27 protein-coding genes and 1 tRNA gene are annotated in these 25,697 nt (G+C 64.1%); 22 read left to right on the top strand and 6 right to left on the bottom strand.

What is annotated here, in order from left to right; all coding sequences use genetic code 11:
• The first annotated feature begins 30 nt into the window (after positions 1-30).
• The 8 genes from mreC (at position 31) to ribH (ending at position 7,230) form a co-directional block, all read left to right on the top strand.
• Positions 31-978, top strand: coding sequence for a rod shape-determining protein MreC (gene mreC / locus ACLBKT_RS06140; RefSeq protein ID WP_410182063.1), 948 nt, complete (start codon positions 31-33; stop codon positions 976-978).
• Entirely contained in the window at positions 978-1,532 is a 555-nt protein-coding gene (locus ACLBKT_RS06145; RefSeq protein ID WP_410182064.1) for a rod shape-determining protein MreD, read from the top strand. The genes mreC and ACLBKT_RS06145 overlap by 1 nt, the downstream gene beginning before the upstream one ends.
• Positions 1,532-3,667, top strand: a complete 2,136-nt coding sequence (mrdA, locus tag ACLBKT_RS06150; RefSeq protein WP_410182065.1) for a penicillin-binding protein 2 — start codon at positions 1,532-1,534, stop codon at positions 3,665-3,667. The genes ACLBKT_RS06145 and mrdA overlap by 1 nt, the downstream gene beginning before the upstream one ends.
• Positions 3,664-4,797 carry a rod shape-determining protein RodA gene (gene rodA / locus ACLBKT_RS06155; RefSeq protein WP_410182066.1) on the top strand — a complete coding sequence of 378 codons (1,134 nt, stop codon included), beginning with the start codon at positions 3,664-3,666 and terminating at the stop codon, positions 4,795-4,797. Before mrdA ends, rodA begins: the two co-directional genes overlap by 4 nt.
• Before the next feature lie 117 nt (positions 4,798-4,914).
• A tRNA-Lys gene (locus ACLBKT_RS06160) sits at positions 4,915-4,990 on the top strand.
• 163 nt (positions 4,991-5,153) lie between these two features.
• Complete coding sequence (gene ribB / locus ACLBKT_RS06165) at positions 5,154-6,401, top strand: 3,4-dihydroxy-2-butanone-4-phosphate synthase (RefSeq protein ID WP_410182067.1); 1,248 nt, start codon at positions 5,154-5,156, stop codon at positions 6,399-6,401.
• Positions 6,402-6,407: 6 nt separating this feature from the next.
• Positions 6,408-6,803, top strand: coding sequence for a hypothetical protein (locus ACLBKT_RS06170; protein WP_410182068.1), 396 nt, complete (start codon positions 6,408-6,410; stop codon positions 6,801-6,803).
• Between the two features lie 7 nt (positions 6,804-6,810).
• On the top strand, positions 6,811-7,230 hold the full coding sequence (gene ribH, locus ACLBKT_RS06175; protein ID WP_410182069.1) for a 6,7-dimethyl-8-ribityllumazine synthase: 420 nt from the start codon (positions 6,811-6,813) through the stop codon (positions 7,228-7,230).
• Positions 7,231-7,274: 44 nt separating this feature from the next.
• On the opposite strand, the gene eno is transcribed toward ribH, so the two are convergent.
• On the bottom strand, positions 7,275-8,555 hold the full coding sequence (eno, locus tag ACLBKT_RS06180; protein WP_410182070.1) for a phosphopyruvate hydratase: 1,281 nt from the start codon (positions 8,553-8,555) through the stop codon (positions 7,275-7,277).
• 201 nt (positions 8,556-8,756) lie between these two features.
• Between eno and ACLBKT_RS06185 the strand changes: the two genes are divergently transcribed.
• The 6 genes from ACLBKT_RS06185 (at position 8,757) to ACLBKT_RS06210 (ending at position 11,595) form a co-directional block, all read left to right on the top strand.
• Positions 8,757-9,374: a hypothetical protein gene (locus tag ACLBKT_RS06185; RefSeq protein ID WP_410182071.1), complete on the top strand. Its 618-nt coding sequence runs from the start codon at positions 8,757-8,759 to the stop codon at positions 9,372-9,374.
• A 21-nt stretch (positions 9,375-9,395) separates the two neighbouring features.
• Positions 9,396-9,833, top strand: coding sequence for a phage holin family protein (locus tag ACLBKT_RS06190; protein ID WP_410182072.1), 438 nt, complete (start codon positions 9,396-9,398; stop codon positions 9,831-9,833).
• Positions 9,830-10,198, top strand: a complete 369-nt coding sequence (locus ACLBKT_RS06195; protein ID WP_410182073.1) for a hypothetical protein — start codon at positions 9,830-9,832, stop codon at positions 10,196-10,198. The genes ACLBKT_RS06190 and ACLBKT_RS06195 overlap by 4 nt, the downstream gene beginning before the upstream one ends.
• Positions 10,195-10,773, top strand: coding sequence for a hypothetical protein (locus ACLBKT_RS06200; protein WP_410182074.1), 579 nt, complete (start codon positions 10,195-10,197; stop codon positions 10,771-10,773). Before ACLBKT_RS06195 ends, ACLBKT_RS06200 begins: the two co-directional genes overlap by 4 nt.
• Positions 10,774-10,856: 83 nt before the next feature.
• Positions 10,857-11,087 carry a DUF4170 domain-containing protein gene (locus ACLBKT_RS06205; RefSeq protein WP_410182075.1) on the top strand — a complete coding sequence of 77 codons (231 nt, stop codon included), beginning with the start codon at positions 10,857-10,859 and terminating at the stop codon, positions 11,085-11,087.
• Positions 11,088-11,106: 19 nt separating this feature from the next.
• On the top strand, positions 11,107-11,595 hold the full coding sequence (locus ACLBKT_RS06210) for a GNAT family N-acetyltransferase (protein ID WP_410182076.1): 489 nt from the start codon (positions 11,107-11,109) through the stop codon (positions 11,593-11,595).
• A gap of 31 nt (positions 11,596-11,626) precedes the next feature.
• On the opposite strand, the gene ACLBKT_RS06215 is transcribed toward ACLBKT_RS06210, so the two are convergent.
• The 5 genes from ACLBKT_RS06215 to carA form a co-directional block, all read right to left on the bottom strand.
• The gene (locus ACLBKT_RS06215; RefSeq protein ID WP_410182077.1) at positions 11,627-11,914 is read right to left on the bottom strand and encodes a hypothetical protein; all 288 of its coding nucleotides are present in this window, start codon (positions 11,912-11,914) and stop codon (positions 11,627-11,629) included.
• Positions 11,915-11,918: 4 nt separating this feature from the next.
• On the bottom strand, positions 11,919-12,395 hold the full coding sequence (gene greA, locus ACLBKT_RS06220) for a transcription elongation factor GreA (protein ID WP_410182078.1): 477 nt from the start codon (positions 12,393-12,395) through the stop codon (positions 11,919-11,921).
• 113 nt (positions 12,396-12,508) lie between these two features.
• A complete protein-coding gene (carB, locus tag ACLBKT_RS06225) occupies positions 12,509-15,835 on the bottom strand; it encodes a carbamoyl-phosphate synthase large subunit (protein ID WP_410182079.1) in 3,327 nt (1,108 codons plus the stop codon).
• Between the two features lie 3 nt (positions 15,836-15,838).
• Positions 15,839-16,438, bottom strand: a complete 600-nt coding sequence (locus tag ACLBKT_RS06230; RefSeq protein WP_410182080.1) for a hypothetical protein — start codon at positions 16,436-16,438, stop codon at positions 15,839-15,841.
• Between the two features lie 10 nt (positions 16,439-16,448).
• Positions 16,449-17,630 (bottom strand): glutamine-hydrolyzing carbamoyl-phosphate synthase small subunit, encoded by a 1,182-nt coding sequence (gene carA / locus ACLBKT_RS06235; RefSeq protein ID WP_410182081.1) that lies wholly within the window; start codon positions 17,628-17,630, stop codon positions 16,449-16,451.
• A gap of 140 nt (positions 17,631-17,770) precedes the next feature.
• Between carA and ACLBKT_RS06240 the strand changes: the two genes are divergently transcribed.
• From ACLBKT_RS06240 to ACLBKT_RS06275, 8 genes are all read left to right on the top strand, one after another.
• Positions 17,771-18,223, top strand: coding sequence for a GatB/YqeY domain-containing protein (locus ACLBKT_RS06240; RefSeq protein ID WP_410182082.1), 453 nt, complete (start codon positions 17,771-17,773; stop codon positions 18,221-18,223).
• A gap of 141 nt (positions 18,224-18,364) precedes the next feature.
• Positions 18,365-20,224, top strand: coding sequence for a DNA primase (dnaG, locus tag ACLBKT_RS06245; protein ID WP_410182083.1), 1,860 nt, complete (start codon positions 18,365-18,367; stop codon positions 20,222-20,224).
• 73 nt (positions 20,225-20,297) lie between these two features.
• Positions 20,298-22,325, top strand: a complete 2,028-nt coding sequence (gene rpoD / locus ACLBKT_RS06250; RefSeq protein WP_410182084.1) for an RNA polymerase sigma factor RpoD — start codon at positions 20,298-20,300, stop codon at positions 22,323-22,325.
• 108 nt (positions 22,326-22,433) lie between these two features.
• Positions 22,434-22,913, top strand: coding sequence for an RpiB/LacA/LacB family sugar-phosphate isomerase (locus tag ACLBKT_RS06255; RefSeq protein WP_410182085.1), 480 nt, complete (start codon positions 22,434-22,436; stop codon positions 22,911-22,913).
• The gene (gene glyA / locus ACLBKT_RS06260; protein ID WP_410182086.1) at positions 22,910-24,229 is read left to right on the top strand and encodes a serine hydroxymethyltransferase; all 1,320 of its coding nucleotides are present in this window, start codon (positions 22,910-22,912) and stop codon (positions 24,227-24,229) included. The genes ACLBKT_RS06255 and glyA overlap by 4 nt, the downstream gene beginning before the upstream one ends.
• A gap of 13 nt (positions 24,230-24,242) precedes the next feature.
• Positions 24,243-24,455 carry a hypothetical protein gene (locus ACLBKT_RS06265; protein WP_410182087.1) on the top strand — a complete coding sequence of 71 codons (213 nt, stop codon included), beginning with the start codon at positions 24,243-24,245 and terminating at the stop codon, positions 24,453-24,455.
• Positions 24,456-24,463: 8 nt separating this feature from the next.
• Positions 24,464-24,925, top strand: coding sequence for a transcriptional regulator NrdR (gene nrdR / locus ACLBKT_RS06270; protein WP_066528190.1), 462 nt, complete (start codon positions 24,464-24,466; stop codon positions 24,923-24,925).
• Between the two features lie 7 nt (positions 24,926-24,932).
• Complete coding sequence (locus ACLBKT_RS06275) at positions 24,933-25,679, top strand: RNA methyltransferase (RefSeq protein WP_410182088.1); 747 nt, start codon at positions 24,933-24,935, stop codon at positions 25,677-25,679.
• Positions 25,680-25,697: the final 18 nt, after the last annotated feature.

Genomic DNA, 25,697 nt, shown 5'->3' on the forward strand with positions numbered 1-25,697 from the left:
CGGGCTGATCGGCAGAAGGGACTCTAACCCATGGCGCCCCCCTCTTCGCGCCGCTCGGGCTTTTCGAAGAAGGCGCAGTTCTCGCTGTTCACCGGCTACCTCCTGGCCGGAGCGGGGGCTGTGCTTGGCCTGGCGCTGTTGGCGCTGTCCTTGTGGCAGCCGGCGGCTTTCGCACCCCTGCGCGGCGTGGCTAGCGATGCCGTGGCCCCGGTTGGCACGGGCGGTGCCGTGGCGCGTTCGGGCTCGCAGGGCATTTTCGCGACCATCTCCGGCTATTTCAACGCGGGTCAGCAGAATGCTGAACTCCGCCGGGAGAATGAGCTTGCCCGCATTCGCCTTGCCGAAGCCGAGGCGATCAAGGCTGAAAACCAGCGCCTCAAAGGTCTGCTGGCCTTGCGCGATGGTGAGGCCAAGCCTGTCGCGATGGCGCGGCTGGTGGGCTCGACTGCGACCAGCGTGCGCCGCCACGCCTATATCAGCGTGGGAAGCAGCAGCGGGGTGGCGCCGGGGATGCCCGTCGTGTCCGAGCGGGGGGTGATCGGCCGCGTGCTCGAGACCGGGCGCAATTCGGCCCGTGTGCTGTTGCTGACCGACAGCGAGAGCGTGCTGCCGGTGCGCCGCGCCAAGGACAATGTGATCGCCTTCGCCGAAGGGCGCGGCGATGGCTTGCTGCGCATCCGCCTGGTCAATCTCGGCGTGAACCCGCTCAAGGTGGGCGACATGATGGTGACGAGCGGAGCAGGTGGATACTACCGCCCCGGCGTCGCGGTCGCCGTGATTGCCAAGATCACACCCGATGGCGGGATTGCCCGATTGGTGGCCGAGCCTTCGGCGACCAATTTCGTCGCGGTCGAGCCGGTGCACGAATCTGCCGCCGTGGCTGAACTCGAAGACACCGTCCTGCCCGGCCCCTCACCCGCTGCCGGCGCGACGCCCACGCCTGCGCCGCGTTCTGGCGCTGCAGCCGGGGGGGAGTGATGGAGCGGATCGACCCCCGCGCCCGGTCGGATATCTATGGACGGCGTATCAACCGCGCACCCTATGCGTGGCGGGTCCGCAGCATTCCCTATCTGACGATCATGTTCGGATCGCTTCTGCCGGTGCTGCTGATCGCGGACCTGATGCCGCTGTTCCCTTCGCTCGGGTTTCTGCTGCTGCTCGGATGGCGCATGGTCCGCCCGGGGCTGCTGCCCTTGTGGGCCGGCGCGCCGCTTGGGGCGTTTGACGATCTGGTGAGCGGCCAGCCCTTCGGCAGCGCGATTTTGCTGTGGTCGCTGGCGATGATCGTGATCGAACTGATCGAAACCCGGTTTCCCTGGCGCGGGTTCTGGCAAGACTGGTTCACCGCCGGGGTCATCGCCGTCGGTTACTGGTTGGCCGCCCTGCTCGTCTCGGGCGCTAGCGTGACGCCAGAATTGCTGATCGTCGCGCTCCCGCAGGCCTTGCTGTCCGTCATGCTCTATCCGATAATCGCGCGCATGGTTGCAGGTCTTGACCGCTTCCGCCTCGCCCGGGCGCGGAAGATCGACTGATGAAAATCCCGTTCCTGCGTGACGGACCGGAGCGCGCCCCGCGCATGATCAACGCCTCGATTCTGCGCAGCAGTTTCGAGCGTCGGGGCTTGCTGATCGGAGCCGTGCAAGGCGGGGTTGGCGTGTTGCTGGCGCTGCGGCTCGGCTATCTCGCTATTGCCGAGAACGAAAAATATCGGCTCGAATCCGAAAGCAACCGCGTCAATCTGACACTGGTCCCCCCGCGGCGGGGCTGGATCCTTGACCGCAACGGTGCGCCGCTCGCTTCGAACCGCGCCGATTTCCGCGTCGATCTCATCCCGGAACGCCTGGTGGATGCCGACGCGACGATCGACCGGCTCGGCCAGTTGTTATCGCTGGAACCGGCCCGGATTGCCGACATCAAGGACAAGGTATCGACCGCGCGCGGGTTTCAGCCGGTCGAGGTGGCGAGCGGTCTGGGATATGAACAATTCGCGGCGTTGAGCGTGCGCCTGCCCGACCTCCCCGGCGTCGTGCCGCAGCGCGGCTTCTCGCGCTTCTACCCGACTGCCTCCAGCGTCGGCCACCTGATCGGCTATGTCGGCCCGGCCTCGGCCGAGGAATACGAGAAAGACCCCAACCCGCTGCTGATCACCCCGGGTTACAAGATCGGCAAGGACGGGCTGGAAAAGCAGTTCGAAAAAAGCCTGCGCGGCGTCCCCGGCGCGCGGCGGGTCGAAGTGACGGCGGGCGGGCGCATCGTGCGCGATCTCGAAACGCGCGAGGATGTGCAGGGCCAGCCGATCCGCCTGACGATTGACGGGCCATTGCAGGATTACGCCGCGCGGCGCATCGGGCTTGAGAGCGGCTCGGTGGTGGTAATGGACTGCCGGACGGGCGACCTGCTGTGCATGGCCTCGATGCCGAGCTTCGATCCCAATTCCTTCTCCGACGGGATCGGCGGGGTCGAATATGCGATGCTGCGGGATGACGAGCGCGTGCCGCTGCGCAACAAGGTGCTGAAGGGGCTCTACCCGCCCGGTTCCACCGTCAAGCCGATGGTCTCGATGGCCTTCATGCAGGCCGGGATCGACCCGAACGAGACGGTGTTCTGCGGCGGCGGTCTCCAGGTCGGCAATCGGCGGTTCGGCTGCTGGAACCGGCGCGGCCACGGTGCGGTCGACATGGCCAAGGGCATTTACCAGAGCTGCGACGTCTATTTCTATGCCATGGCCCAGCGCATCGGGATGGACCCGATTGCCGCGATGGCGCGCCGGTGTGGGATGGGGCAGGAATTCCCCCTGCCCGTCACCAGCCAGTTCTTCGGCACCGTGCCTGACCCGGCGTGGAAGATGAAGAAGTGGGGCCGCGAATGGCAGGCCTTCGACACGGTCAACGCCACCATCGGCCAGGGCTACATGCTGTCCAGCCCCTTGCAACTGGCGGTGATGGCCTCGCGCCTTGCCACCGGCAAGCACGTGATGCCGCGGCTGACGCTCGACACCAAGCCGCAGGGCTTCGATAAAATCGACTTCCCTGCCGAGCAGGTCGAATATGTCCGCAAGGCGATGAGCGACGTGGTCAACGGTCCCGGCACCGCAGGCCGCGCGCGCCTGCCGATCGATGGCACGTTGATGGCGGGCAAGACCGGGACGGCGCAGGTTGTGTCGCTGTCGATCTCCAACGGCAAGTCCGGCCCGTGGAAGTACCGCGACCACGGGTTGTTCATCTTCTTCGCCCCTTATGACAACCCGCGCTATGCTGGCGCGGTGGTGATCGAGCATGGCGGCGGGTCAGGCGCGGCCTATCCGATTGCGCGCGACGTGATGACCTTCATGTTCGATCCGGCCAAGGGGCTGGAGGCGCTCGCCGCGCTGGAAGCCGGTTGGGGTGGCACCGCGCAGCAGCGGCTCGAAGCGCGCTACGCGGCCTACGCTGCCGAGCGTGGGGCCAGCGTCAGCCGTCCGCCGCGCCGGGAGGAAGAGATTTTCGACCGGGTCGAGGCCGAAGCCCGCCGCGCCGCCACACAGCCCGAAGCCATCGCTGACGAGGTGATCGCGCCGCGCCCGGAAGCCAATCCCTCCGGCACACCGCCGGGTTCTCCGGCTCCGGCGCCAGCGACAGCGCCTGCGGCCCCCGCCCCTGCCCCGTCGGCCGCGGAGATCAGTGAATGAGCACTATCGCCGCCCGCGGAATCGTACCCGAACCGATCGCCCGGCAGCCGTGGGAGATGCTGATCCCCTTGCTGCTGATCACGGGCTTTGGCGGTCTCGTGCTCTATTCGGCGGGTGGCGGTTCGATGCAGCCCTTTGCGATGTCGCACTTCATCCGGTTTCTGGTGTTTTCGGTGATGGCGGCGATCATCGCCTCCATGCCGCGCGACGCTGTGCGGGTGCTGACCTACCCAGCCTATCTGACAGTGCTGGTCATGCTGCTGGGGGTGGAGATCGTCGGCCAGGTGGGCGGCGGGAGCCAGCGGTGGCTGGAGGCCGGGCCGATCCGCATCCAGCCGTCCGAGATCATGAAGCCCGCCGTGGTGCTGGCCATGGCGCGCTTTTACGAAACGCTCCCGGCCGGGATGATCGGATCGTGGCGCTCGTTGGTGCCGGCCGGGATGCTGATCGTGCTGCCGATCTCGCTCGTGCTGTTGCAGCCCGATCTTGGCACCTCTGTCGCGATCGCCTTCGGCGGCGTGGTGGTGATGTTCCTCGCGGGGCTGCCGCTCTGGTGGTTTTTGCTGGCGGGCGGCACCGGCATTGCCGCGATGCCGCTGATCTATTTCTTCGCGCTTCGCCCCTACCAACAGGCGCGGGTGACGACCTTTCTCGATCCCGAAAATGATCCGCTCGGCGCGGGCTATCACATCGCCCAATCCAAGATCGCGATTGGATCGGGTGGGCTCTTCGGCAAGGGTTTCAACAACGGCACCCAGAGCCACCTCAACTATCTGCCGGAACCCCACACCGATTTCGTTTTCGCCAGTATGGCCGAGGAATGGGGCCTGGTGGGCGGGCTGTTCGTGCTGACGATGTATGCGCTGATCCTGCGCTGGGGGTGGAAGGTCGCCAACGAATCGCAGGACCGCTTCTGCGCCCTGCTCGCTGCCGGGGCGACCGCGACCATCTTTTTCTACATCGCGATCAATCTGCTGATGGTGATGGGCATGGCCCCCGCCAAGGGCATTCCGCTGCCGTGGATGAGCCACGGCGGCTCGTCGATGATGACCAACATGATCTGCATCGGTCTGTTGATGATGGTCAACCGCTGGAACCGCATGGCCCCGCGCCGGGGCCTGACGGTCTAGCAATGATTTGGCGCGAATAGGCCCTTGCCATCAGGCCGAGACGCGCTAAATGCAGCGCCTCACGCGAATCGGCACACGGCCTCGGCCCACCGCCTCGCTGTCCGACCTTGTCGGAATGGACGCATAGCTCAGTTGGTAGAGCAGCTGACTCTTAATCAGCGGGTCCTAGGTTCGAGCCCTAGTGCGTCCACCATCCCTCCAACTCCGCACCGGTTCAAAGACGCTTCGTCAAGTTGCCTTGGCGTAAGTTCGCTGTGAGGCGCGTGCAGCCACGCTGATCAATTTCGCAGGTGGCTGGTCAGCAAGGATAGGCCTCGTCGACTTGCAATCACATCGTAATGTGATATCTGCGACTCATGAGCACATCCACTATCACACGCGTTCGCGATCTGGTCACATCCAACACGATGACCCGCGCCGGTCTTGCCCGCGCCGCGGGGCTCCACGCCAACACCCTGCGCGATTGTACCGAGGACACGTGGAACCCCACTGCCGAGACCCTCGCCAAGCTTGATGCTTTTCTTGAGGCCAACGCCGACCGTCCGGTCCTTGCCACCATCGAGGAGATCATCGACGAGGCGCGCAATGGGCGCATGTATATCCTCGTCGACGATGAGGACCGTGAGAACGAGGGCGATCTCATCATCCCCGCGCAGATGGCGACCCCGCAAGCGATCAACTTCATGGCCATGTACGGGCGCGGGCTGATCTGCCTGGCTTTGACCAAGGATCGCGTCGAGACGCTCGGGTTGCAGCCGATGAGCCGCAACAACAAGGAATCGATGCAGACCGCCTTCACCATCACGATCGAGGCGAAGGAAGGTGTCACCACCGGCATCTCGGCGGCTGACCGCGCCCGCACCATCTCGGTCGCGATTGATGCAGCCAAGGGCGCGGATGATCTCGTCACCCCCGGCCACGTTTTCCCGCTGATGGCGCGCGACGGCGGCACGCTGGTGCGCGCCGGGCACACCGAGGCGGCGGTCGATATCTCGCGTCTGGCGGGGCTCAACCCCTCGGGCGTGATCTGCGAGATCATGAACGAGGACGGCACGATGGCCCGGCTCGATGACCTCATCACCTTCGCGCGCAAGCACGATCTGAAGATCGGCACGATCCGCGACCTGATCGCCTATCGGATGCGCAATGACCATCTCGTCGAGCGGCTGAACGAACGCGCCTTCACTTCGGACTACGGCGGCCAGTGGCGGATGATCACCTATCGCGACCGTGTGGCGGGGTCGGAGGCCTATGTCCTCCAGAAGGGCCATGTCATCCCGGGCGAACCCACCGTCGCCCGCGTCCACCCGATTTCGGTGTTTGACGACGTCCTCGGCGCGCCCGGTCCGCGCAAGCGCACGCTCCAGCGCGCGATGCAGGCGATTGGTGCGCATGGTTCGGGCGTGATCGTCATTCTCACCGGCCGTGTCGGCACTGGCGAGTGGCGTCCCGACGAAGAACTGCGCAATATCGGCATCGGCTCGCAGATTCTCGTCGATCTCGGCGTGTCAGACATGGTGCTGCTGTCGAACAGCCGACCCGATTACGTCGCGCTCGAAGGCTATGGCCTGACCATCACAGACTTCCACCCCATTCCGGAGTAAATCGTCGTGGCGATGAAGGCCCTGCGTGCTGTCGCGATCGCGCTCTCGCTGTCGCTCATGATCGGCGAGTCATGGCGTAGCTGGGGCGTCGGACGGCCGGTGATGTTCGTGCTCGACGACATGCTCATCGGTGGCTTTCTGATTGCGGCGGCAATTGCCGTCGGCACAGACACGGTGCGCACGCGCGCCGCTTTTGCCGCAGCCTGGGGAACCGCGGCCGGGATGCTTTACACCAGCTTTTTCGGCAAGGTCTTCGCGCCGCAGACCAGTGAGGCCGGAAACTGGGATCTCGGCATCCTGACGCCCCTGATCGGGGTCGCCTTCATTGTATCGCTCGCCGGAATGTGGTTGAGCATCACTCTGCCTTCATCAGCACGATCCCTCGGATCGCAACCGGAATAGTGAGACCATGGCCAAGTTCCTGATTGTCGAAGCGCGGTTCTACGCGCACCTGAATGATATGCTGGTCGCAGGCGCGCGGGCCGCGCTTGAAGCTGCCGGGCATGAGGTCGAGGTGCTCACCGTGCCCGGCGCGCTCGAAATCCCCGGCGCCATCGCGCTCGCGGCTGAGGCTGACCGTTACGACGGCTTCGTCGCCATCGGTGTCGTGATCCGCGGCGAAACCTACCACTTCGAGATCGTCGCGGGCGAAAGTGCGCGTGCGATCATGGCGCTGACGATGGACGGCATTGCCATCGGTAACGGCATCCTCACCGTCGAAAACGAAGCCCAGGCGCTGGTACGCGCTGACCCGGCGCAGAAGGACAAGGGCGGTGAAGCGGCCAAGGCGGCGCTTGCGCTGCTCGCCATTGGCCAGCGCTTCGGCTGAGACGTTCTTCAAGGTGGCCGGGCGAGCAAGCGCCCGGCACTTTCTCAGCGGCCGAAACAACCCTTCCCGGCATAATTTGCGCTGTCACCAAGCTCTTCCTCGATGCGGATCAGCTGGTTGTACTTGGCAAGCCGGTCCGAACGCGCGAGGCTGCCGGTCTTGATCTGCCCGCAATTGGTGGCGACCGCGAGATCGGCGATGGTCGCATCCTCGGTCTCCCCCGAGCGGTGGCTCATCACGCAGGTGTAACGCGCGCGGTGCGCCATATCGACCGCCGCGAGGGTTTCGGTGAGCGTGCCGATCTGATTGACCTTCACCAGCAGCGAATTGGCCAGGCCGCGCCCGATCCCGTCCGACAGGCGCGCAGGATTGGTCACGAACAGATCGTCACCCACCAGCTGGACCTTGTCGCCCAGCAGGCCCGTCAGCGCCGCCCAGCCTTCGAAATCATCCTCGCTCATGCCGTCCTCGATCGAGCGGATCGGATATTCGGCACACAGCTTGCCGAGATAATCGGCCATTTCATGCGGGGAGAGGCTCAACCCCTCGCCCAAGATTTCGTATTTGCCGCCCTTGAAGAACTCGGTCGCCGCGCAGTCCAGCGCCAGCACGATGTCCTCACCCGGGGTGAAGCCGGCCTTGGTGATGCTCTCCATGATGAAATCAAGCGCCGCGCTGGTGCTGGCGAGGTTCGGGGCGAAGCCGCCCTCATCGCCCACAGAAGTGGCGAGGCCCTTCTGATGCAGGCCCTTCTTCAGGGTGTGAAACACTTCAGCGCCCCAGCGCACGGCTTCGGTCAGCGAGACCGCGCCGACCGGCATGATCATGAATTCCTGAATGTCGATCGGGTTATCAGCGTGCTCGCCGCCATTGATGATGTTCATCATCGGCACCGGCAGCATGTGGGCCGAAACTCCGCCAAGGTAGGAATAGAGCGGCAGGCCCCGCGCATTAGCAGCGGCCTTGGCAACCGCCAGCGACGTGCCGAGGATCGCGTTCGCGCCGAGGCGCGCCTTGTTCGCCGTGCCGTCGAGCGCAATCAGCGCAAGGTCGATATCGCGCTGGTCTTCGGCGTCGAAATTGTCGGTCAGCAGCTCGCGGATCTCGCCGTTGACCGCTTCCACCGCCTTGAGCACGCCCTTGCCTAGGTAGCGCGACGCATCCCCATCGCGCAGTTCCACCGCTTCATGTGCACCGGTCGACGCACCCGAGGGGACAGCAGCGCGGCCAAAGCTACCGTCGTCGAGCAATACGTCGACTTCAACGGTCGGATTGCCGCGGCTATCGAGGATTTCACGCCCGTGCAGGTCGATGATGGCGGTCATGTTTGGCTCCGGCTGTAATGTGGTTTAGGGTGTTAAGACACTTCGACGCTATGATAATGGGAACGGCATGATTCTGGTTCGATGATTCCAGCATGGGCCGGACGCGTGACGTCCCTATGCGCGGGAATGACCTCGTGCAAGCGGATGACGAGACGCGCACGGCATCGATCGAAACATGCCCAGACGACAAGGAGCACCGCAATGGCTGACACTACCCCCCCGAAGAAGACCCCGGCGAAATCGACCAAGGGCGCGACCACGAAGACCGACGGCCCGACCAAGGCTGCACCGGTCAAGCTGGCAGCGACGACCAAGGGCGAAGATGCGGCCCCGGCTTCGGCTCCGGTGATCGAAGCCAAGAGCCGCTTCAACGCGGCGCTCGAAGAAGCCAAGGCTGGCGCCGCCGCGCTGCGCGCCGAAGCGGAAAACCGCCTCAGCAGCGTCAGCGGTCAGGCCAAGGGCAAGGGCACCGATCTGGTCGCCGAAGCCAAGGCCTATGGCGAACAGGCCAAGGGCAAGGCCAGCGAACTCGCGGTCGAAGGCAAGCAGGTGGCCACCGATGCCATCGCCTCGCTCGGCAAGGTCGTGGGCGACACGGCTGCGCAGATCGACGAAAAGCTCGGCGAGCAATATGGCGATTACGCCCGCAAAGCCTCGCGCACCTTGCAGGAAACCTCGGCCAAGCTCGAATCCAAGAGCGTCGATGAACTGAGCGAGGATGCCCGCGCGATGGTCCGCAAGAGCCCCGGCATGGCTGTCGGGATCGCCGCGGTCGTCGGCTTTTTCCTGGCGCGGATGCTGGGCGGGAACAAGCGCTGATCCTGCTGAAAAGGCACGCTCATGTATGATACCGAGCCCAGCCAGTCGCCGCCGCTGGATGGCACTCTTGCCGATCCGGCGGTGACGCCCGAGGACGCTGAGGCGATAGAGGACAGCACCAGCTTTACCTCGTTGCGTGACGATATCACCGCGCTGGTGGATGACGCGCGCACCTATGCCGAGGCGGAGATCGCCTTCCAGAAGACCCGCGCCAGCCTCGCCGGAAAGCGGGCGGGCCGGGCGCTGGTGCTGCTGGTGCTGGCTCTGGTGCTGCTCCACATTGCCTTGATCGCGCTGGCTGTGGGCGCGGTGATCGCGCTGGCGCCGCTGGTGACGATCTGGGGCGCGATTGCCATCGTGGTGGGCGTGCTGTTGATCGGCGTTGCGTTGCTGGTGTGGAGCGCTGCGGGTGATGGCAAGGTGCTTTCGGCGATGTTTGATGCCGGAGAGGACGCATGACCCGCCTGCCGCAAAGCTTCATCGAAGACCGCGCGCTGCGCGATGCGGCCCGTGCCGTGCTGGTCGAGGATATCGAACGCCTGCGCGCCAGTCTCAGCGAAGAAGGCATCGCGAGCCGCGTATCGGCTGGCGTCAGCTCCACGATCACAAGCCGCATCCGCACCGGCGCACGCGATGTGCTGGCACAGGCCAAGGCGCAGGCGGGCGATCACAAGGGTGTGCTCGCCGTGCTTATCGGGGCGATTGTCCTGTGGTTCGCGCGCGGACCGATCCTCAATTGGCTCGACGAGTTCGCCGAGATTGACGAAGACACTGATACCGACGCCGCCTCCCCCGAAGGCGATGCGCAAGGAGATCCCGCATGACCGAACCCACACCCATCTCGCCCACCGGCAGCCGCGATGCGCTGCGTGCCCGGATCGAGGCGGCCGAGCGCCGCAATGCCGACCGGACGCTGGCCGACCAGGCGCGCGAAGCCGCAGCGGCAGCAGTCGATTACACCCGCGCCAACCCGCTGACGGTGATTGGCGGCGCGCTGGCGGCGGGCCTGATCATCGGCTTGCTCACTCGCCCCGGCCGCCGAGTGGCAAGCCGGGTCGCGCACAGCACGGCCGATGCCATTTCCGGTGCGGCCTCATCCGCCAGTTCGGGCGTAAAGAACGTCGCTTCGCGCGGGGGTTCGCGCTTTGGCCAGATGATCGGTCAGGCCGCGGTGACCTATGCCATGACGTTGATTGACGAGGTGCTGGAGACCGCGCGGGCCGGTCAGGAACGCGCCGAGGAACTGGGCGATGCGGCGGGCGTGCAAGCGAAGAAGATCACCGCACGCACGACCGATGCCGCAGGCTCGGCGGCAGACAGCACCCGCGCGCTCGCCCGCAAGACTCGTGCTGCGGCGGCGGATATTGTGCGCGATCTGGGGCGCAAGACCAAAGGCTGATCCTGCCAGCGTCCCTGAAGGCTTGCCCTCGCGCTCCAAGGCGCTAAAGGCGCGCGCATCTTTCCTCCCCAGGGACTTTTATCATGGCAGAAACCACCCCCACCCAGCGCCTCCACCTCGTGATGGGCGGCCGCGTGATCGACCCGCGCGGGATCGAGTTTCAGGATCCCGAGAGCATCCACGTCGTCGGCGTCTACAGCTCCTACGAAGCGGCGGTCGACGCGTGGCGCGCACAGGCGCAACGCACGGTTGACGATGCCGAGATGAAGTATGTGGTGGTCCACATCCACAAGCTGCTGACGCCTGAGGACTGAGGGCGCGGACATCAGCGCCGTGGCCGGTTACACCATCCGCGCCTTTGCGCCCGGCGATGCGGAGGCCATTGCGGCGCTGACACTGGCGGCGATCCGGCAGACGGCGCTGCGGGCCTATTCGGCCGAGCAGGTTGCCGCGTGGTCGGCACGCTATTCACCGGCGCGGCTCGGCGAAAGCGCGGCGCGGGGGGATGTGATCCTTGTCGCCGTTGACGCGCTTGACCAACCAGCGGCTTATACTGTTCTGGAAGCAGACGGGCATCTTGATATGCTGTTCTGCCACCCGGATCACACGGGGCATGGGCTCGGCCTCAGGCTTCTGAGCGCGGCGGAGGTGTCGGCGCGCTCTTTGGGCGCCGAACGGCTCTACACCGAAGCGAGCGAGCTGGCTCGTCCGGTGTTCGCCCGGGCCGGATATGCTCTGCTCCACCGCCGCGATTTCACCATTCCTTTTGAGGGCGGCGCGGTGGCGATCCACAACTATGCGATGGAAAAGCGGCTCGGCTGAACGCTGGGCACCAATGCTCGCGCAACCCGGTTCAGCGAAGCGCGGCAAAAGCCCCGGCAGCAGCCACCGCCAGCATCGTCAGCACCACGCGCGTGCGGCGGTCCGACCGTCTTGAGCCCCAGCGCTCCTCGTCGAGATACCAGCGGCCCTGCCCATCCGTCCTGAGGACATCTGCACCTTTCAGTCGCGCGAAGGCACGCTGACGGCTTGGCAGACCGGGATCATAGGCGATCGCGTCGGCCATGCTGATCGCGCCAGCATCGAGAAAGTGCTGCACCACCCGTCGCTCGGCAATCGGCCTGACGGGTGGGACAGCCATGATGTTAGATGAACTCGATCTTGTCGACGTGGTAGAACTTCTCGCCAGACGGAACCGTCACCTCGATATCGTCACCCACCTGCTTGCCGATCATCGCGCGGGCGAGCGGCGAGGTGTAGGAGATGCGTCCCTTGGCCGCATCCGCTTCGGTCTGGCCGACGATCTGGTAACGGATCGGCTTGTCGTTCTCGTCCAGCAGGGTCACGGTTGCACCGAACACGATCTTGTTGCCCGACAGCGTGGTCGGATCGATGATCTGCGCGCGGCTGACCATGCCCTCGATATCGCCGATCATGGCTTCGACCTGGCCCTGCCGTTCCTTGGCAGCGTGGTATTCGGCGTTTTCCGACAGGTCGCCATGGGCGCGCGCTTCTTCGATAGCCTCGACGATTTTCGGGCGTTCCTCGCGGAGCGTCTTGAGCTCGGCTGTCAGCCGCTCATACCCTTCGGCCAGCATCGGCACCTTGTCCATCGTCGCCATTTTTGTTGTCTTTCTGTCTGTTAGGCCTGGCGCCTCACCCCGCGTGGAAAGAAAGCGATCCCGGCCGTTCGATCCATACGGCGCGGGACTTTCAATCTGTGGGGAAGCGTCAGTCAGATCCCATAATAGTCTTGCATCGACCGGACTTCAAGCTGATCGGGCCGGATCGCCGAAATCGCTGCCGCCGCAGCCGCTGATCCGGCCGCCGTTGTGTAGTAGGGAACCTTGTTCGCCAGCGCCGCCATGCGGATGGATTTGCTGTCGAGCAGCGATTGCCAACCTTCGGTGGTGTTGAAGATCAGCGCGATCTCGCCATCGATGATCTTGTCGACAATATGCGGCTGCCCCTCGGCCACCTTGTTGACGCGTTCGACCGCAAGGCCCTGTTCGGCAAGATAAGTCTGCGTCCCGCCCGTGGCGATCACCTTGAACCCATGTTCGATCAGCTGACGCACGCCCGCCACAATCACCGGCTTGTCGGTGTTCTTGACCGACACGAAGACCGTGCCCGATTGCGGTGGGACCATGCCGGCTCCCAGCTGCGATTTGAGGAAGGCGGCCTCGAAGGTCGCATCGATCCCCATCACCTCGCCGGTGGACTTCATCTCCGGGCTGAGCACCGGGTCGGCACCGGGGAAACGCGCAAACGGGAACACCGCTTCCTTGACCGCCATGTAAGGCAGATCGCGCATGAAGGCTGGGAAAGCGCTGAGCTTTTCGCCTGCCATCACCCGCGCCGCAATCTTGGCGACCGGCTGTCCGATGGCCTTCGCGACGAAGGGTACCGTGCGACTGGCGCGGGGGTTCACCTCGATCAGGTAGACCTCACCATTCTTGACCGCGAACTGAATGTTCATGAGGCCGACCACGCCGAGCGCATGGGCCAGCAGCACAGCCTGCCGCTCCATCTCGGCGATGACGTCGGGGGCGAGCGAATAGGGTGGCAGCGTGCAGGCACTGTCGCCCGAATGGACGCCGGCCTCCTCGATGTGCTGCATCACCCCTGCGATGCGCACTTCCTCGCCATCGCACAGCGCATCGACATCGCATTCGATCGCGTCGCGCAGATACTGGTCGATCAGCACCGGGCTGTCGCCTGAAACGTTCACGGCGGTGGCGATGTAATTGTCGAGCTGGGCTTCGCTGTCGACAATCTCCATCGCCCGGCCGCCGAGCACATAGGACGGGCGCAGCAACACCGGATAGCCGATGCGGGCGGCGACAGCGGCAGCCTCATCGCGGCTGCGGGCAATGCCGTTGTCGGGTTGCTTGAGCTTCAGCTTGCTGACCAGCTTGGCGAAGCGCTCACGGTCTTCGGCAAGGTCGATCGCATCAGGCGAGGTGCCGAGGATCGGGATGCCGGCGTCTTCAAGCGCCTGCGCAAGCTTTAGCGGGGTCTGCCCGCCGAACTGGACGATCACGCCCAGCAATTCGCCCTTCGACTGCTCGACCCGCAGGATTTCCAGCACGTCCTCGTCCGTCAGTGGCTCGAAATAGAGCCGGTCCGAGGTGTCGTAATCGGTCGAGACGGTTTCGGGGTTGCAGTTGACCATGATCGTCTCGAACCCCTGCTCCGCCAGCGCGAAACAGGCATGGACGCAGCAGTAATCGAACTCGATCCCCTGCCCGATCCGATTGGGGCCGCCGCCGAGGATGACGACCTTCTTGCGATCCGACGGCGCGGCCTCGCATTCCGGCTCACCAAAGCTGGGCGCTTCGTAGGTCGAGTACATGTAGGGCGTGATCGCCTCGAACTCGGCCGCGCAGCTGTCGATGCGTTTGAAGACAGGATAGACACCCAGCTTGTGGCGCAGCGCGCGCACTTCGTCCGCACTGGTCGCGCCCGCCATCGCGACGAGCGCATCGTGGAGCAGACCCGAACGCTTGGCCTGCGTTTCCCCCATGCCGCCCGCCACGCCGACCGACCGCACCGCCAGCGTTGCAAGGCGCTTGTCGGAGAAGCCCAAGGCCTTCAACCGCCGCAGCCCCGCCGCATCGCGTGGCAAGCCATTGCTCTGCACCTCGCGTTCGGCGGAGATGATCTGCTCGATCTGACGCAGGAACCACGGGTCGTAGAAGGTGACGGCGGCGATCTCCTCCACGCTCATGCCTTCGCGGAAGGCTTGGCCGACCTTGAGCAGCCGGTCGGGCGTGCGGCGCGACAGGGCAGCCGTGATCACGTCTTTCGCCACGCCTTCCAGCTCGGGCACGCGGTTGAACCCGTCGAGCCCGGTCTCCAGCCCGCGCAGGGCCTTCTGCATCGATTCCTGGAAATTGCGGCCGATCGCCATGACCTCGCCGACGGACTTCATCGCGGTCGAAAGGTCGGTCGCGGCGCCCTTGAACTTCTCGAAGGCAAAGCGCGGGATCTTGGTGACGACGTAGTCGATGGTCGGCTCGAAGCTCGCGGGCGTTGCGCCGGTGATCTCGTTGGTGAGTTCATCGAGCGTGTAGCCCACCGCGAGCTTGGCCGCGACGCGGGCGATGGGGAAGCCCGTCGCCTTTGACGCCAGCGCCGAGGAGCGGCTGACGCGCGGGTTCATCTCGATCACGATCAGGCGGCCATCCTTGGGATTGACCGCGAACTGGACGTTGGAGCCGCCCGTCTCCACGCCGATTTCGCGCAGCACCGCGATGCTGGCGCTGCGCATGATCTGGTATTCCTTGTCGGTCAGCGTCAGCGCCGGGGCGACGGTGATCGAGTCTCCCGTATGGACGCCCATGGGATCGACGTTCTCGATCGAGCAGATGATGATCGCGTTGTCCTTGCGGTCACGCACCACCTCCATCTCGAACTCCTTCCACCCGAGGAGCGATTCCTCGATCAGGACTTCAGTGGTGGGCGAGGCGTCGAGGCCATCCCGGACAATCTGGTCAAACTCGGCCTTGTTGTAGGCAATCCCGCCCCCCGTGCCGCCAAGCGTGAAGCTGGGGCGGATGATCGAGGGCAGCCCGGTCCGCTCAAGGATTTCGCGTGCCTGTTCCAGCGTGTTGGCGACGCCGGAACGGGCGCTTTCGAGGCCAATCTTGTCCATCGCATCGCGGAAGCGCTGGCGGTTCTCGGCCTTGTCGATGGCGTCGGCCTTGGCGCCGATCATCTCGACGCCGTATTCGGCGAGCACGCCCATCTCGTCGAGCTTCAGCGCGCAGTTGAGCGCCGTCTGCCCGCCCATCGTCGGCAGCAGCGCATCGGGCCGTTCCTTGGCGATGATCTTGGCGACGATATCGGGCGTGATCGGCTCGATATAGGTCGCGTCCGCGAACTCCGGATCGGTCATGATCGTCGCGGGGTTTGAGTTGACGAGGATGACGCGGTAGCCCTCCTCCTTCAACGCCTTGATCGCCTGCGTGCCGGAGTAATCGAACTCGCAGGCCTGACCGATGATGATCGGGCCAGCGCCAATGACGAGGATCGAGGAGATGTCGGTTCTTTTGGGCATTTCTTAGGCCTTTACAGCAGCCACTACAGCCGCAAGCAGTGTTCCAATTTGTATCAAGTTTGCGAATGCGGGGTCTCGGGCGAGCGCGACGATTCCTTGTCTGGGCGGAGACGGAAGATCTAGAAGTATTTTTAGAGCTGCAACCAATCCCATTATTTGGGCCCGAGCTTCATTTTCTTGAATTTCCTCAGCAACATCTTCGATCTGGCTGACAATCTGAAGAACGTGGTAAATCTGTGGTGGCGTCACAATCCCCGTCCACGCCGAACTATCGATTGACGAGCGTTCGATTAAAGGTTGGGCATCAACGTCTGCATCTGGATCGAGGTACTGCCTCCCAAGATCCGTCAATCTATATTGCTGGACGCCAAATATTTTTTCCTGCTCAAGCAAGCCATCATCTGCGAGGCTGTTTAGCGTAGCACGCGTCTCAAGGCTCTTAGATTGCAGGTACTCCCGCAGCTTACCGCTTGTGATCCAACCTTCTTGAAGTGGGATGGTCGGACCACTCATTGGACGAGGATACATCGAAGAAATCTTGGCGATCGCGCGGAGGACGCGCAATTCGAAAGGTGAAAAGCCAAATTTCTCGTCGTTCTCCATCTCCGAGGGCCTAGCCCAGCCCCCCCACGAACTTCTCGAACAGATAGAAGCTGTCCTGCGGCCCCGGGCTCGCCTCGGGGTGGTACTGCACCGCAAAGGCCCGCTTGCCCTTGATCGCAATCCCGCAATTCGTCCCGTCAAACAGCGACACATGGGTTTGCTCGACATTCTCCGGCAGGGTTGCCGCATCCACCGCAAAACCGTGGTTCATCGAGGTGATCTCGACGAGGCCGGTGGTCTCGCCCCACCCTTCCCCTACGCGCTGGACGGGGTGGTTTGCGCCGCGATGGCCCTGATGCATCTTGATCGTCTTCGCGCCCGCGGCGAGCGCGAGCATCTGGTGGCCGAGGCAGATGCCGAACAGGGGCACATCCGCGTCGAGCAGCGCGCGGATCACCGGCACGGCATATTCGCCGGTCGCCGCCGGGTCGCCCGGGCCGTTGCTCAGGAACACGCCATCGGGCGCCAGCGCCATCACTTCGTCGAAGCTGGTCTTCGCCGGAACCACCGTCACCCGCGCGCCGGCCTTGACCAGATTGCGGAAGATGTTGTCCTTTGACCCATAGTCGATCGCGACCACGTGCGGCTTGGCGTCGAAGGCCGCGCGGCCATAGCCCTTGCCGAGCGTCCAGTAGCCGCCCTCCCAGCCTTCCTGCGCCTCACGCGAGACACGTATCGCAAGGTCCATCCCTTCCAGCCCCGGCCATGCCTTGGCGCGTTCCAGCAGTGCGGGGATGTCGAACTTGCCGTCCGGCGCATGGGCGATCACCGCATTGGGCGCGCCGGTCTGGCGGATGCGGCGGGTGAGCGCGCGGGTATCGACGCCCGCCAGCCCGATCTTGCCATTGCGCACCATCCACTCGGCAAAACGCTCGACCGAGCGGAAGTTGCTCGGCTCGGTCACATCCTCACGCACAATGCAGCCGACCGCGCCCTCGACCTTGCTCTCGATGTCCTCGCCATTGGCGCCGACATTGCCGATATGTGGGAAGGTGAAGGTGACGATCTGCGCGGCGTAGGAAGGATCGGTCATCACCTCCTGATACCCGGTCATCGCGGTGTTGAAGCACACCTCACCCACAGCCGCTCCCACCGCGCCGAATCCCCGGCCCCAGACCACTGTGCCATCGGCCAGAACAAGGACTCCCGTCGCGCCAGAAGGTTGCGCGCGGAAAGATGCGGGGTCGGCCATGGGGCGCTCCGTTTGCGGTGATGCCAGCGATGTTGCTAAGTTTCGTCCGCTAGGCGCGGTGGCGGGCCGCGTCAACCTAGGCGTGCCGCCCTAATTGCGTTAGAGGCGCGCGCCTGAGTTCAATCCACAGGAAACACGTAATGATCCGTGACGATATCAAGGCCGCCACCATCACCGCGATGAAGGCGGGCGAGAAAGACCGCACCGCGGCGCTCCGCCAAATCAGCGCCAAGATCAAGGACCGCGACATCGAGGAGCGGACCTCGGGCAAGGATATCCCTGACGATGAGCTGGTGGTGAGCGTCCTTCAGAAAATGGCCAAGCAGCGCCGCGAATCGATCGAGATGTATGTCTCGGGCGGGCGCGAGGAACTGGCGGCCGTGGAGCGTGCCGAACTCGCGGTGATCGAGGAATTCCTGCCGCAGATGATGGACGAGGCCGCTACCAAGGCCGCAATCGCAGCGATCAAGGCCGAGACCGGCGCGTCCACCATGAAGGACATGGGCACCGTCATGGCCGAGCTGAAGGCCCGCCACGGCGCGGTGCTTGTTGGCAAGCTGGCGAGCACGCTGGTGAAGGCGGCGCTTTCGTAACCTGACGCCGTTCGTGCTGAGCTTGTCGAAGCACCGTTCTTTTTGCTTCAAGTGAAGAACGGCCCTTCGACAGGCTCAGGGCGAACGGGTATTTGAGGCCGGGCGCTGGACAGTTTGCGCTTGCGGACCAATAATCCCCCCATGGCCATCACCCCGCAATGGAAGGACGAGCTGCGTGCGCGGATCACGCTCTCGACGCTTGTCCAGCGGTCGGTGAAGCTGACCCGCGCGGGGCGCGAGTGGAAGGGGTGCTGCCCGTTCCATGAGGAAAAGACGCCGAGCTTCTACGTCAACGACCAGAAGCAGTTCTACCACTGCTTCGGCTGCGGCGCGCATGGCGATGCGATCAGCTGGATGGTGGACCAACAGGGCCTCCAGTTCATGGACGCGGTCAAGGAGCTGGCGGGCATGGCCGGGATGGAGGTCCCTGCCCCCGATCCGGTCATGGCGAAGAAAGCCGAAGCGCGCGCCAGCCTGATCGACGTGACCGAGGCGGCGCAGAAATTTTTCGTGACGAGCCTTGCGGGGCCGAGCGGCGGCGCGGCGCGCGAATACCTCCAGAGGCGCGGCTTTTCTCCGCAGGTCATGGCGGAGTTCGGCTTCGGCTGGGCACCGGAGGACCGGCAAGCCCTGCCCAAAGCGCTCTCCCAATTCAGCGAGGACATGCTCGAAGCCGCCGGTATGCGCGCGTCCAACGAACAGGGCGAGCGGTACGACCGCTTCCGGGGCCGCGTCATGTTGCCCATCCAGGACGCGCGAGGACGAGTGATCGCCTTCGGGGGACGTATCCTCGACAAACGGGAGGGCGTGGCGAAATACCTCAACTCCCCCGACACCGATCTCTTCGACAAGGGCCGCACGCTTTACAACCTGCACCGCGCTGCTCCCGCCGCGCGTCAGAGCGGGCGCGTGGTGGTGGTCGAAGGCTATATGGACGTGATCGCGCTTGCCAATGCCGGGATTGCGGATGCGGTCGCCCCGCTCGGCACGGCGCTGACCGAGATGCAGCTGGAACTGCTGTGGCGCATGGTCGAGGTGCCGGTGCTGTGCTTCGATGGCGATGCCGCAGGTCAGCGCGCCGCCATGCGGGCCATTACCCGCGCCCTGCCGATGCTGGCGCCGATGCGTTCGCTCAATATCGTGCGCCTGCCAGCGGGGCTTGATCCCGATGATCTGATCAAGGCCCAGGGCAAGTCAGCGATGGAACGGCTCCTCGAGACGCCCTCCAGCCTGATCGACACGCTATGGGAATTCGAGCGCGACGCCCAGCCCCTCACCACCCCCGAAGCCAAGGCGGGGCTCAAGGCGCGGCTGATGGCGCATGTTGACACCATTGCCGATCCCGAGATCAAAGCGCTGTATCGCCGGGAATTGTCTGACCGGTTTTCTGCTTTCGCTTATCCGCCGCGCCCGCCCAAGCCCGCGTTTCAGCCCGGTCAGCACGGACCGTGGAAGGGCGGCCCGCCGCAAGTGCAAGGCCTGTCCGATGGCGCGCGCGTGCAGCTTTCGGGAATGATGGCCGGCGGCCAGCAGCAAGGACTGCTCAGCGCGGTTCTGGCCGGTTTCTTGCGCCATCCTGACCAGATTGCGCGCCATGCCGAAGCGCTTTCGGTTCTGGCGCGGGCTAACCCCAAAAATGCCGCTTTGATCGAATCGCTGTTCGAACTTGCAGAAACGCTTGATTCGCGAGCCGCAACCGCCATATGCAACGCGCAAGGCCAACCTGCCCCGCCGGCAGATATCCGCTACGCCTTTCTTGATGAAGGCAACGATCCCGGCGCTGCGTGCGAGGAACTGGCTGAAGCTGTGTCGCTGCTGGTCGAAAGGCCAGCGCTGGAGGCTGCGCTTGCGGCCACCATTGCGCGTTTCGAAAGCGACCCGGAAGGGTCGTTTGCGGAACAGACCCGCCTGCGTGCGCAGCTCATGGCAGTTGAAGAACGCCTCAAGGCCTTCGGGCGCCGCAAAGCGGGCGCTGCGGCCACGGGTGACGATACCGCGTAAGCGGCGGATATTGGATTAATTGGCGGCCCCGCGCATCTCGCGGACCGCCCGGCAACGGATAGACACGAAAAATATGGCCGAGAAGGAAGATGCCCCGCTGATCGATCTGAACGATTCGTCGATCAAGAAGCTGATCAGCAAGGCCAAGAAGCGCGGCTATGTCACCTATGACGAGCTTAATGAGGCGCTGCCTTCGGGCGAGATGAGCCCCGACCAGATCGAGGATATCCAGACCGCTCTGTCCGAAATGGGCGTGCAGATCGTCGAAAGCGACGAAGATGCCGAGGCCGAAGGTGAAGAGGGCGAGGCCGAAGACGTCGTCACCGATGACGATGACGACGAGGATGATGACGAGAAGAAGGGCCCGGCCAAGGATGCCCGCGCGGGCAACCGCAAGCTCGTCACCGGCGAACGTACCGATGATCCGGTGCGCATGTACCTGCGCGAAATGGGCGCGGTCGAACTGCTCAGCCGCGAGGGTGAAATCGCCATCGCCAAGCGGATCGAGGCGGGCCGCGACATGATGATCATGGGGCTGTGCGAAAGCCCGATCACCTTCCACGCGATCATCCAGTGGTCCGAAGCGCTCAACAATGGCGACATGCAGCTGCGCGAGATCCTCGATCTTGACGCCATGCTCTCCAAGGAACCGCCGGCCGACAAGATGGCCGAAGGTGCCGAGGATGACGACGACGACGGCGAAATCTCCGAAGCCACCGCTGGCCCCACCATCCGCGAGGATGACGAAGTCGCCGATGAGCCCGATGCGGACGGCGATGACGACGAGGATGGCGAAGGCCGGCCCAAGCGCGAAGAGGAAGAGGAGGAGGACAACACCCTTTCCCTCGCCCAGATGGAAGCCGCGCTGAAGCCCGAGGCGCTGGAGCGGTTCGCCCGCATCACCGCGCTGTTCAATGCCTTCGAAAAACTTCAGGGCGAGCGTGTCGATACGCTGGCGGTGGGCAATGATTTCCCGGCCGCCAAGGAAAAGAAGTACGAACAGCTGCGCGAAGACCTCACCGCCGAGGTCGAAAGCGTCCAGTTTCACGCCACCAAGATCGAATTCCTGGTCGACAACCTCTACGCCTTCAACCGCCGGTTGACCACGCTGGGCGGCCAGATGTTGCGTCTGGCCGAGCGTCACAAGGTCAAGCGCGCCGACTTCCTCACCGCCTATGTCGGCAACGAGATGGACGACGCCTGGATCAAGGAGCGCGCCAAGAAGGACAAGAAGTGGGCCGCTTTTGCCGAGCGCGAGGAAGACGCGATTGAGCGTATCCGCTCTGAAATCGCCGACATTGCCGCGCAGACCGGCATGAGCCTCACCGAGTTCCGCCGCATCGTCAACATGGTCCAGAAGGGCGAACGCGAGGCGCGCATCGCCAAGAAGGAAATGGTCGAGGCGAACCTGCGTCTGGTGATCTCGATTGCCAAGAAATACACCAATCGCGGATTGCAATTCCTTGATCTCATTCAGGAAGGCAATATCGGCCTGATGAAGGCGGTCGACAAATTCGAATACCGCCGTGGCTACAAGTTTTCGACCTACGCAACGTGGTGGATCCGTCAGGCAATCACCCGCTCGATCGCCGATCAGGCCCGCACCATCCGCATACCGGTGCACATGATCGAGACGATCAACAAGTTGGTGCGCACGTCCCGCCAGTTCCTCCACGAGGAAGGCCGCGAGCCGACCCCGGAGGAAATGGCCGCGCGGCTCTCGATGCCGCTCGAGAAGGTGCGCAAGGTGATGAAGATCGCCAAGGAGCCGATCTCGCTCGAAACCCCGATCGGGGACGAGGAAGACAGCCACCTCGGCGATTTCATCGAGGACAAGAACGCGATCATCCCGGTGGATGCCGCGATTCAGGCTAACCTCAAGGAGACGGTGACCCGCGTGCTGGCGTCGCTCACTCCGCGTGAAGAGCGCGTGCTGCGCATGCGCTTCGGCATCGGGATGAACACCGATCACACGCTGGAAGAAGTTGGCCAGCAGTTCTCGGTGACCCGCGAACGTATCCGCCAGATCGAGGCGAAAGCGCTGCGGAAGCTCAAGCACCCGAGCCGGTCGCGCAAGATGCGCTCGTTCTTGGATCAGTAACATCCGAAGGGCCCCGCTTTGGCGGGGTTTTTCACAGCGCCGAACCGCCGGTCGAAAAGCCTTGCGCGAGGGGTAGAGAATCCTTGCCTATGCGACTATGTGCACGCCATGCGCATCGCCATTGCCTCTGATCATGCCGCCGTCGAGCTGAAGGCGGAACTCGCCGAGTGGCTCATCGAAGAAGGCCACGACGTCGCCGACCTCGGCCCCGAACCCGGGCAGAGCGTCGATTACCCCGATTACGGCTATCGCCTCGCCGAGATCATCGCCGAGGGTACAGTCGAATTCGGCGTTGCCCTGTGCGGGTCGGGCATCGGCATCTCGATCAGCGTCAACCGCCACCCGCAGGTGCGCTGTGCTCTGGTCTCCGAGCCCCTGTCGGCCGCCCTCGCCCGCGAACATAATGATGCCAATTGCATCGCAATGGGTGCGCGGCTCGTAGGGATAGAGATGGCCAAATCCTGCCTAGCCACGTTCCTTGATACAGAATTCGCCGATGCCGGCGATCCGGCCGGGCGCCACCAACGCCGGGTCGGCAAGCTCGGCAAGCCGCCCTTCTCTCCCGACCATATCGAGACCCACCAATGAGCACCGCCCCCCTCGACTTCGTTACCCGCACCTCTCCCATGGACGGGTTCTGGCATAATGACTTGGCCCACGCCGATCCCGAGATCGCGGCAGCCATCGGCAAGGAACTCGCACGTCAGCGTGACAAGATCGAGCTGATCGCCTCGGAAAACATCGCGAGCCGCGCGGTGCTCGAAGCGGCAGGCTCGGTGTTCACCAACAAGTATGCCGAGGGTTATCCGGGCAAGCGTTACTATGGTGGCTGCGACTATGCCGACGTGGTCGAAACCCTGGCGATCGAACGTGCCAAGCAGCTGTTCGGGTGCAACTTTGCCAATGTGCAGCCCAATTCGGGCTCGCAGATGAACCAGGCGGTGTTTCTCGCCCTGCTCAATCCCGGCGATACCTTCATGGGGCTGGACCTCAACTCGGGCGGACACCTCACCCACGGCTCGCCGGTCAACATGAGCGGCAAGTGGTTCAACGTCGTCTCCTATGGCGTTTCCCGCGAGACCGAGACCATCGACATGGACGAAGTCGCCGCCAAGGCACGGGAAAACAAGCCCAAGATCATCATCTGCGGCGGCACCGCCTATTCGCGCACCTGGGACTTCCCCGCCTTCCGCGCCATCGCCGATGAAGTGGGCGCGGTGCTGCTGTGCGACATGAGCCACATCTCCGGCCTCGTCGCGGGCGGCGCTCACCCCTCGCCCTTCCCACATTGCGACATCGTCACCTCGACCACCCACAAGAGCCTGCGCGGCCCCCGTTCGGGCATCATCCTGTGGAATGACGAGAAATACACCAAGTCGCTCAACATGGCGGTCTTCCCCGGCCTTCAGGGCGGCCCGCTGATGCACATCGTCGCGGCCAAGGCGGTGGCTTTCAAGGAAGCGCTCGATCCCTCGTTCCGTGACTACGCGCACCGCATCGTCGAAAACGCCCGCGCGCTGGCGGCGAGCCTTGAGGAGAACGGGCTCAGGATCGTCAGCGGCGGCACCGACAACCATTCGATGCTGGTCGACCTCACCGCCAAGGACGTGACCGGCAAGGACGCCGAGAAGGGCCTCGACCGCGCCTTCCTCACCTGCAACAAGAACGGCATCCCCTACGACACCCGCTCGCCCTTCGTGACCAGCGGCATTCGCCTCGGCACGCCCGCCGGCACCACCCGCGGCTTCGGCCCGGAGGAGTTCCGCACCGTCGGTAAGCTGATCGCCGAAGTGGTGGAAGGCCTCGCCAAGAACGGCCCCGAAGGCGATGCACAGATCGAAGAGAGCGTGCGAAGCCGGGTCAGCGCGCTGTGCGCTGCCTTCCCTGTCTATCCCGGAATGTGAGGAGGCCTCAGCCATGAATGATCCCAAAGGCACCCCCGACTGGGTCGAGGATGTGAAGACCGAAGTCACCGGCATGGCCAAGGAGGGGATGAACCATCCTTCAACACCGACTGTATTGACCGGTGCAGCCATTGGTCTTGCGGCGGGCTGGCTGGTCGTTGGCGGCCCGATCCTTGGTGCGCTGGCCGGAGCGGGTGTTGCGCTCTATACGAGAATAAAGAAATAACCCTCTGAATGCGCTGCCCCTTTTGTGCCCATGACGATACGCAGGTAAAAGACAGCCGCCCGACCGAGGACAATGCCTCGATCCGGCGGCGTCGCCAGTGCTCGTCATGCGGAGCGCGCTTCACCACCTTCGAGCGCGTGCAACTGCGCGAAGTCGTGGTGGTGAAATCGGGTGACCGTCGCGAGCCGTTCGAACGCTCCAAGCTCGAACAATCAATCTCGCTCGCCACCCGCAAGCGTTCGATTGATCAGGAACGGCTCGATCAGCTGATCTCGGGCATCCAGCGGCAGGTCGAGACTTCAGGCGAGGCCGAGGTTCCGTCCTCGCATATCGGCGAGCTGGTGATGGAGGGTTTGAGGCAGATCGATTCGGTCGCCTATATCCGCTTCGCCTCTGTCTACCGCGATTTCTCCGAAGCGCGGGATTTCGAGGAATTTGCCAGCACCGTGCAGCAAGCCGCGAAAGAATAGGCAGACCATGGCTGACCTCAACAAGCCGGTGATCGTTCTCGTGCGTCCGCAATTGGGCGAGAATATCGGCAAGGCGGCGCGCGCGATGCTCAATTTCGGGCTGACCGAACTGCGGCTGGTATCCCCGCGCGATGGCTGGCCTAACCCCTCGGCAGGGCCTGCGGCCTCAGGCGCGGATATCGTTCTGGAACAGGCCAAGGTTTACGCCACAACGGCCGAAGCGGTCGCTGACTGCGCGCATGTCCACGCCACGACGGTGCGCAAGCGCGGCGTGACCAAGCCGGTGATCGGCGCGGATGAGGCCGGTCGGCTGGTTCACACTCAGGCAGGCCGCCACGCGATCATCTTCGGGCCCGAACGTTCGGGCCTTGAAACTGAAGATGTCGCGCTGGCCCGCAATATCCTCACTATTCCGATCAATCCCGAATTCGGCTCGCTCAATCTCGCGCAGGCGGTGATTCTGGTTGCTTATGAATGGTCACGCGCTGGTCGCGAGATGACGGAGATCGATCCGGTTCTGGTGCAGCCGACGGTCGAGGACATCCTGCCCCCGGCGCCGCAGGAAGAGCTTGAGGGTTTGATCGCCCACTTTGAGGCGCTGCTCACCCCCCGCGGCTATTTCCGCCCCGAAGCCCGCGCCGAAGCGTCGCGCCGCACCTTGCGCGGGGTGCTCACCAAGCCGGGCTGGAACCACCTCGAAGTGCGGACCCTGAGAGGCGTTCTGAGCACGATCGAGCGCGGACGGATCGAGTAACGTCGTTCGTCGAACGGT

The organism is Erythrobacter sp. W302b (assembly GCF_046452395.1).
In the GTDB taxonomy this organism is placed as follows: domain Bacteria; phylum Pseudomonadota; class Alphaproteobacteria; order Sphingomonadales; family Sphingomonadaceae; genus Erythrobacter.

Bases quoted from the DNA above. Each gene is read 5' to 3' on its own strand.
- mreC (WP_410182063.1), top strand. From the start codon at position 31: ATGGCGCCCCCCTCTTCGCGCCGCTCGGGCTTTTCGAAGAAGGCGCAG.
- ACLBKT_RS06145 (WP_410182064.1), top strand. From the start codon at position 978: ATGGAGCGGATCGACCCCCGCGCCCGGTCGGATATCTATGGACGGCGT.
- mrdA (WP_410182065.1), top strand. From the start codon at position 1,532: ATGAAAATCCCGTTCCTGCGTGACGGACCGGAGCGCGCCCCGCGCATG.
- rodA (WP_410182066.1), top strand. From the start codon at position 3,664: ATGAGCACTATCGCCGCCCGCGGAATCGTACCCGAACCGATCGCCCGG.
- ribB (WP_410182067.1), top strand. From the start codon at position 5,154: ATGAGCACATCCACTATCACACGCGTTCGCGATCTGGTCACATCCAAC.
- ribH (WP_410182069.1), top strand. From the start codon at position 6,811: ATGGCCAAGTTCCTGATTGTCGAAGCGCGGTTCTACGCGCACCTGAAT.
- eno (WP_410182070.1), bottom strand. From the start codon at position 8,555: ATGACCGCCATCATCGACCTGCACGGGCGTGAAATCCTCGATAGCCGC.
- ACLBKT_RS06185 (WP_410182071.1), top strand. From the start codon at position 8,757: ATGGCTGACACTACCCCCCCGAAGAAGACCCCGGCGAAATCGACCAAG.
- ACLBKT_RS06190 (WP_410182072.1), top strand. From the start codon at position 9,396: ATGTATGATACCGAGCCCAGCCAGTCGCCGCCGCTGGATGGCACTCTT.
- ACLBKT_RS06195 (WP_410182073.1), top strand. From the start codon at position 9,830: ATGACCCGCCTGCCGCAAAGCTTCATCGAAGACCGCGCGCTGCGCGAT.
- ACLBKT_RS06200 (WP_410182074.1), top strand. From the start codon at position 10,195: ATGACCGAACCCACACCCATCTCGCCCACCGGCAGCCGCGATGCGCTG.
- ACLBKT_RS06205 (WP_410182075.1), top strand. From the start codon at position 10,857: ATGGCAGAAACCACCCCCACCCAGCGCCTCCACCTCGTGATGGGCGGC.
- ACLBKT_RS06215 (WP_410182077.1), bottom strand. From the start codon at position 11,914: ATGGCTGTCCCACCCGTCAGGCCGATTGCCGAGCGACGGGTGGTGCAG.
- greA (WP_410182078.1), bottom strand. From the start codon at position 12,395: ATGGCGACGATGGACAAGGTGCCGATGCTGGCCGAAGGGTATGAGCGG.
- carB (WP_410182079.1), bottom strand. From the start codon at position 15,835: ATGCCCAAAAGAACCGACATCTCCTCGATCCTCGTCATTGGCGCTGGC.
- ACLBKT_RS06230 (WP_410182080.1), bottom strand. From the start codon at position 16,438: ATGGAGAACGACGAGAAATTTGGCTTTTCACCTTTCGAATTGCGCGTC.
- carA (WP_410182081.1), bottom strand. From the start codon at position 17,630: ATGGCCGACCCCGCATCTTTCCGCGCGCAACCTTCTGGCGCGACGGGA.
- ACLBKT_RS06240 (WP_410182082.1), top strand. From the start codon at position 17,771: ATGATCCGTGACGATATCAAGGCCGCCACCATCACCGCGATGAAGGCG.
- dnaG (WP_410182083.1), top strand. From the start codon at position 18,365: ATGGCCATCACCCCGCAATGGAAGGACGAGCTGCGTGCGCGGATCACG.
- rpoD (WP_410182084.1), top strand. From the start codon at position 20,298: ATGGCCGAGAAGGAAGATGCCCCGCTGATCGATCTGAACGATTCGTCG.
- ACLBKT_RS06255 (WP_410182085.1), top strand. From the start codon at position 22,434: ATGCGCATCGCCATTGCCTCTGATCATGCCGCCGTCGAGCTGAAGGCG.
- glyA (WP_410182086.1), top strand. From the start codon at position 22,910: ATGAGCACCGCCCCCCTCGACTTCGTTACCCGCACCTCTCCCATGGAC.
- ACLBKT_RS06265 (WP_410182087.1), top strand. From the start codon at position 24,243: ATGAATGATCCCAAAGGCACCCCCGACTGGGTCGAGGATGTGAAGACC.
- nrdR (WP_066528190.1), top strand. From the start codon at position 24,464: ATGCGCTGCCCCTTTTGTGCCCATGACGATACGCAGGTAAAAGACAGC.
- ACLBKT_RS06275 (WP_410182088.1), top strand. From the start codon at position 24,933: ATGGCTGACCTCAACAAGCCGGTGATCGTTCTCGTGCGTCCGCAATTG.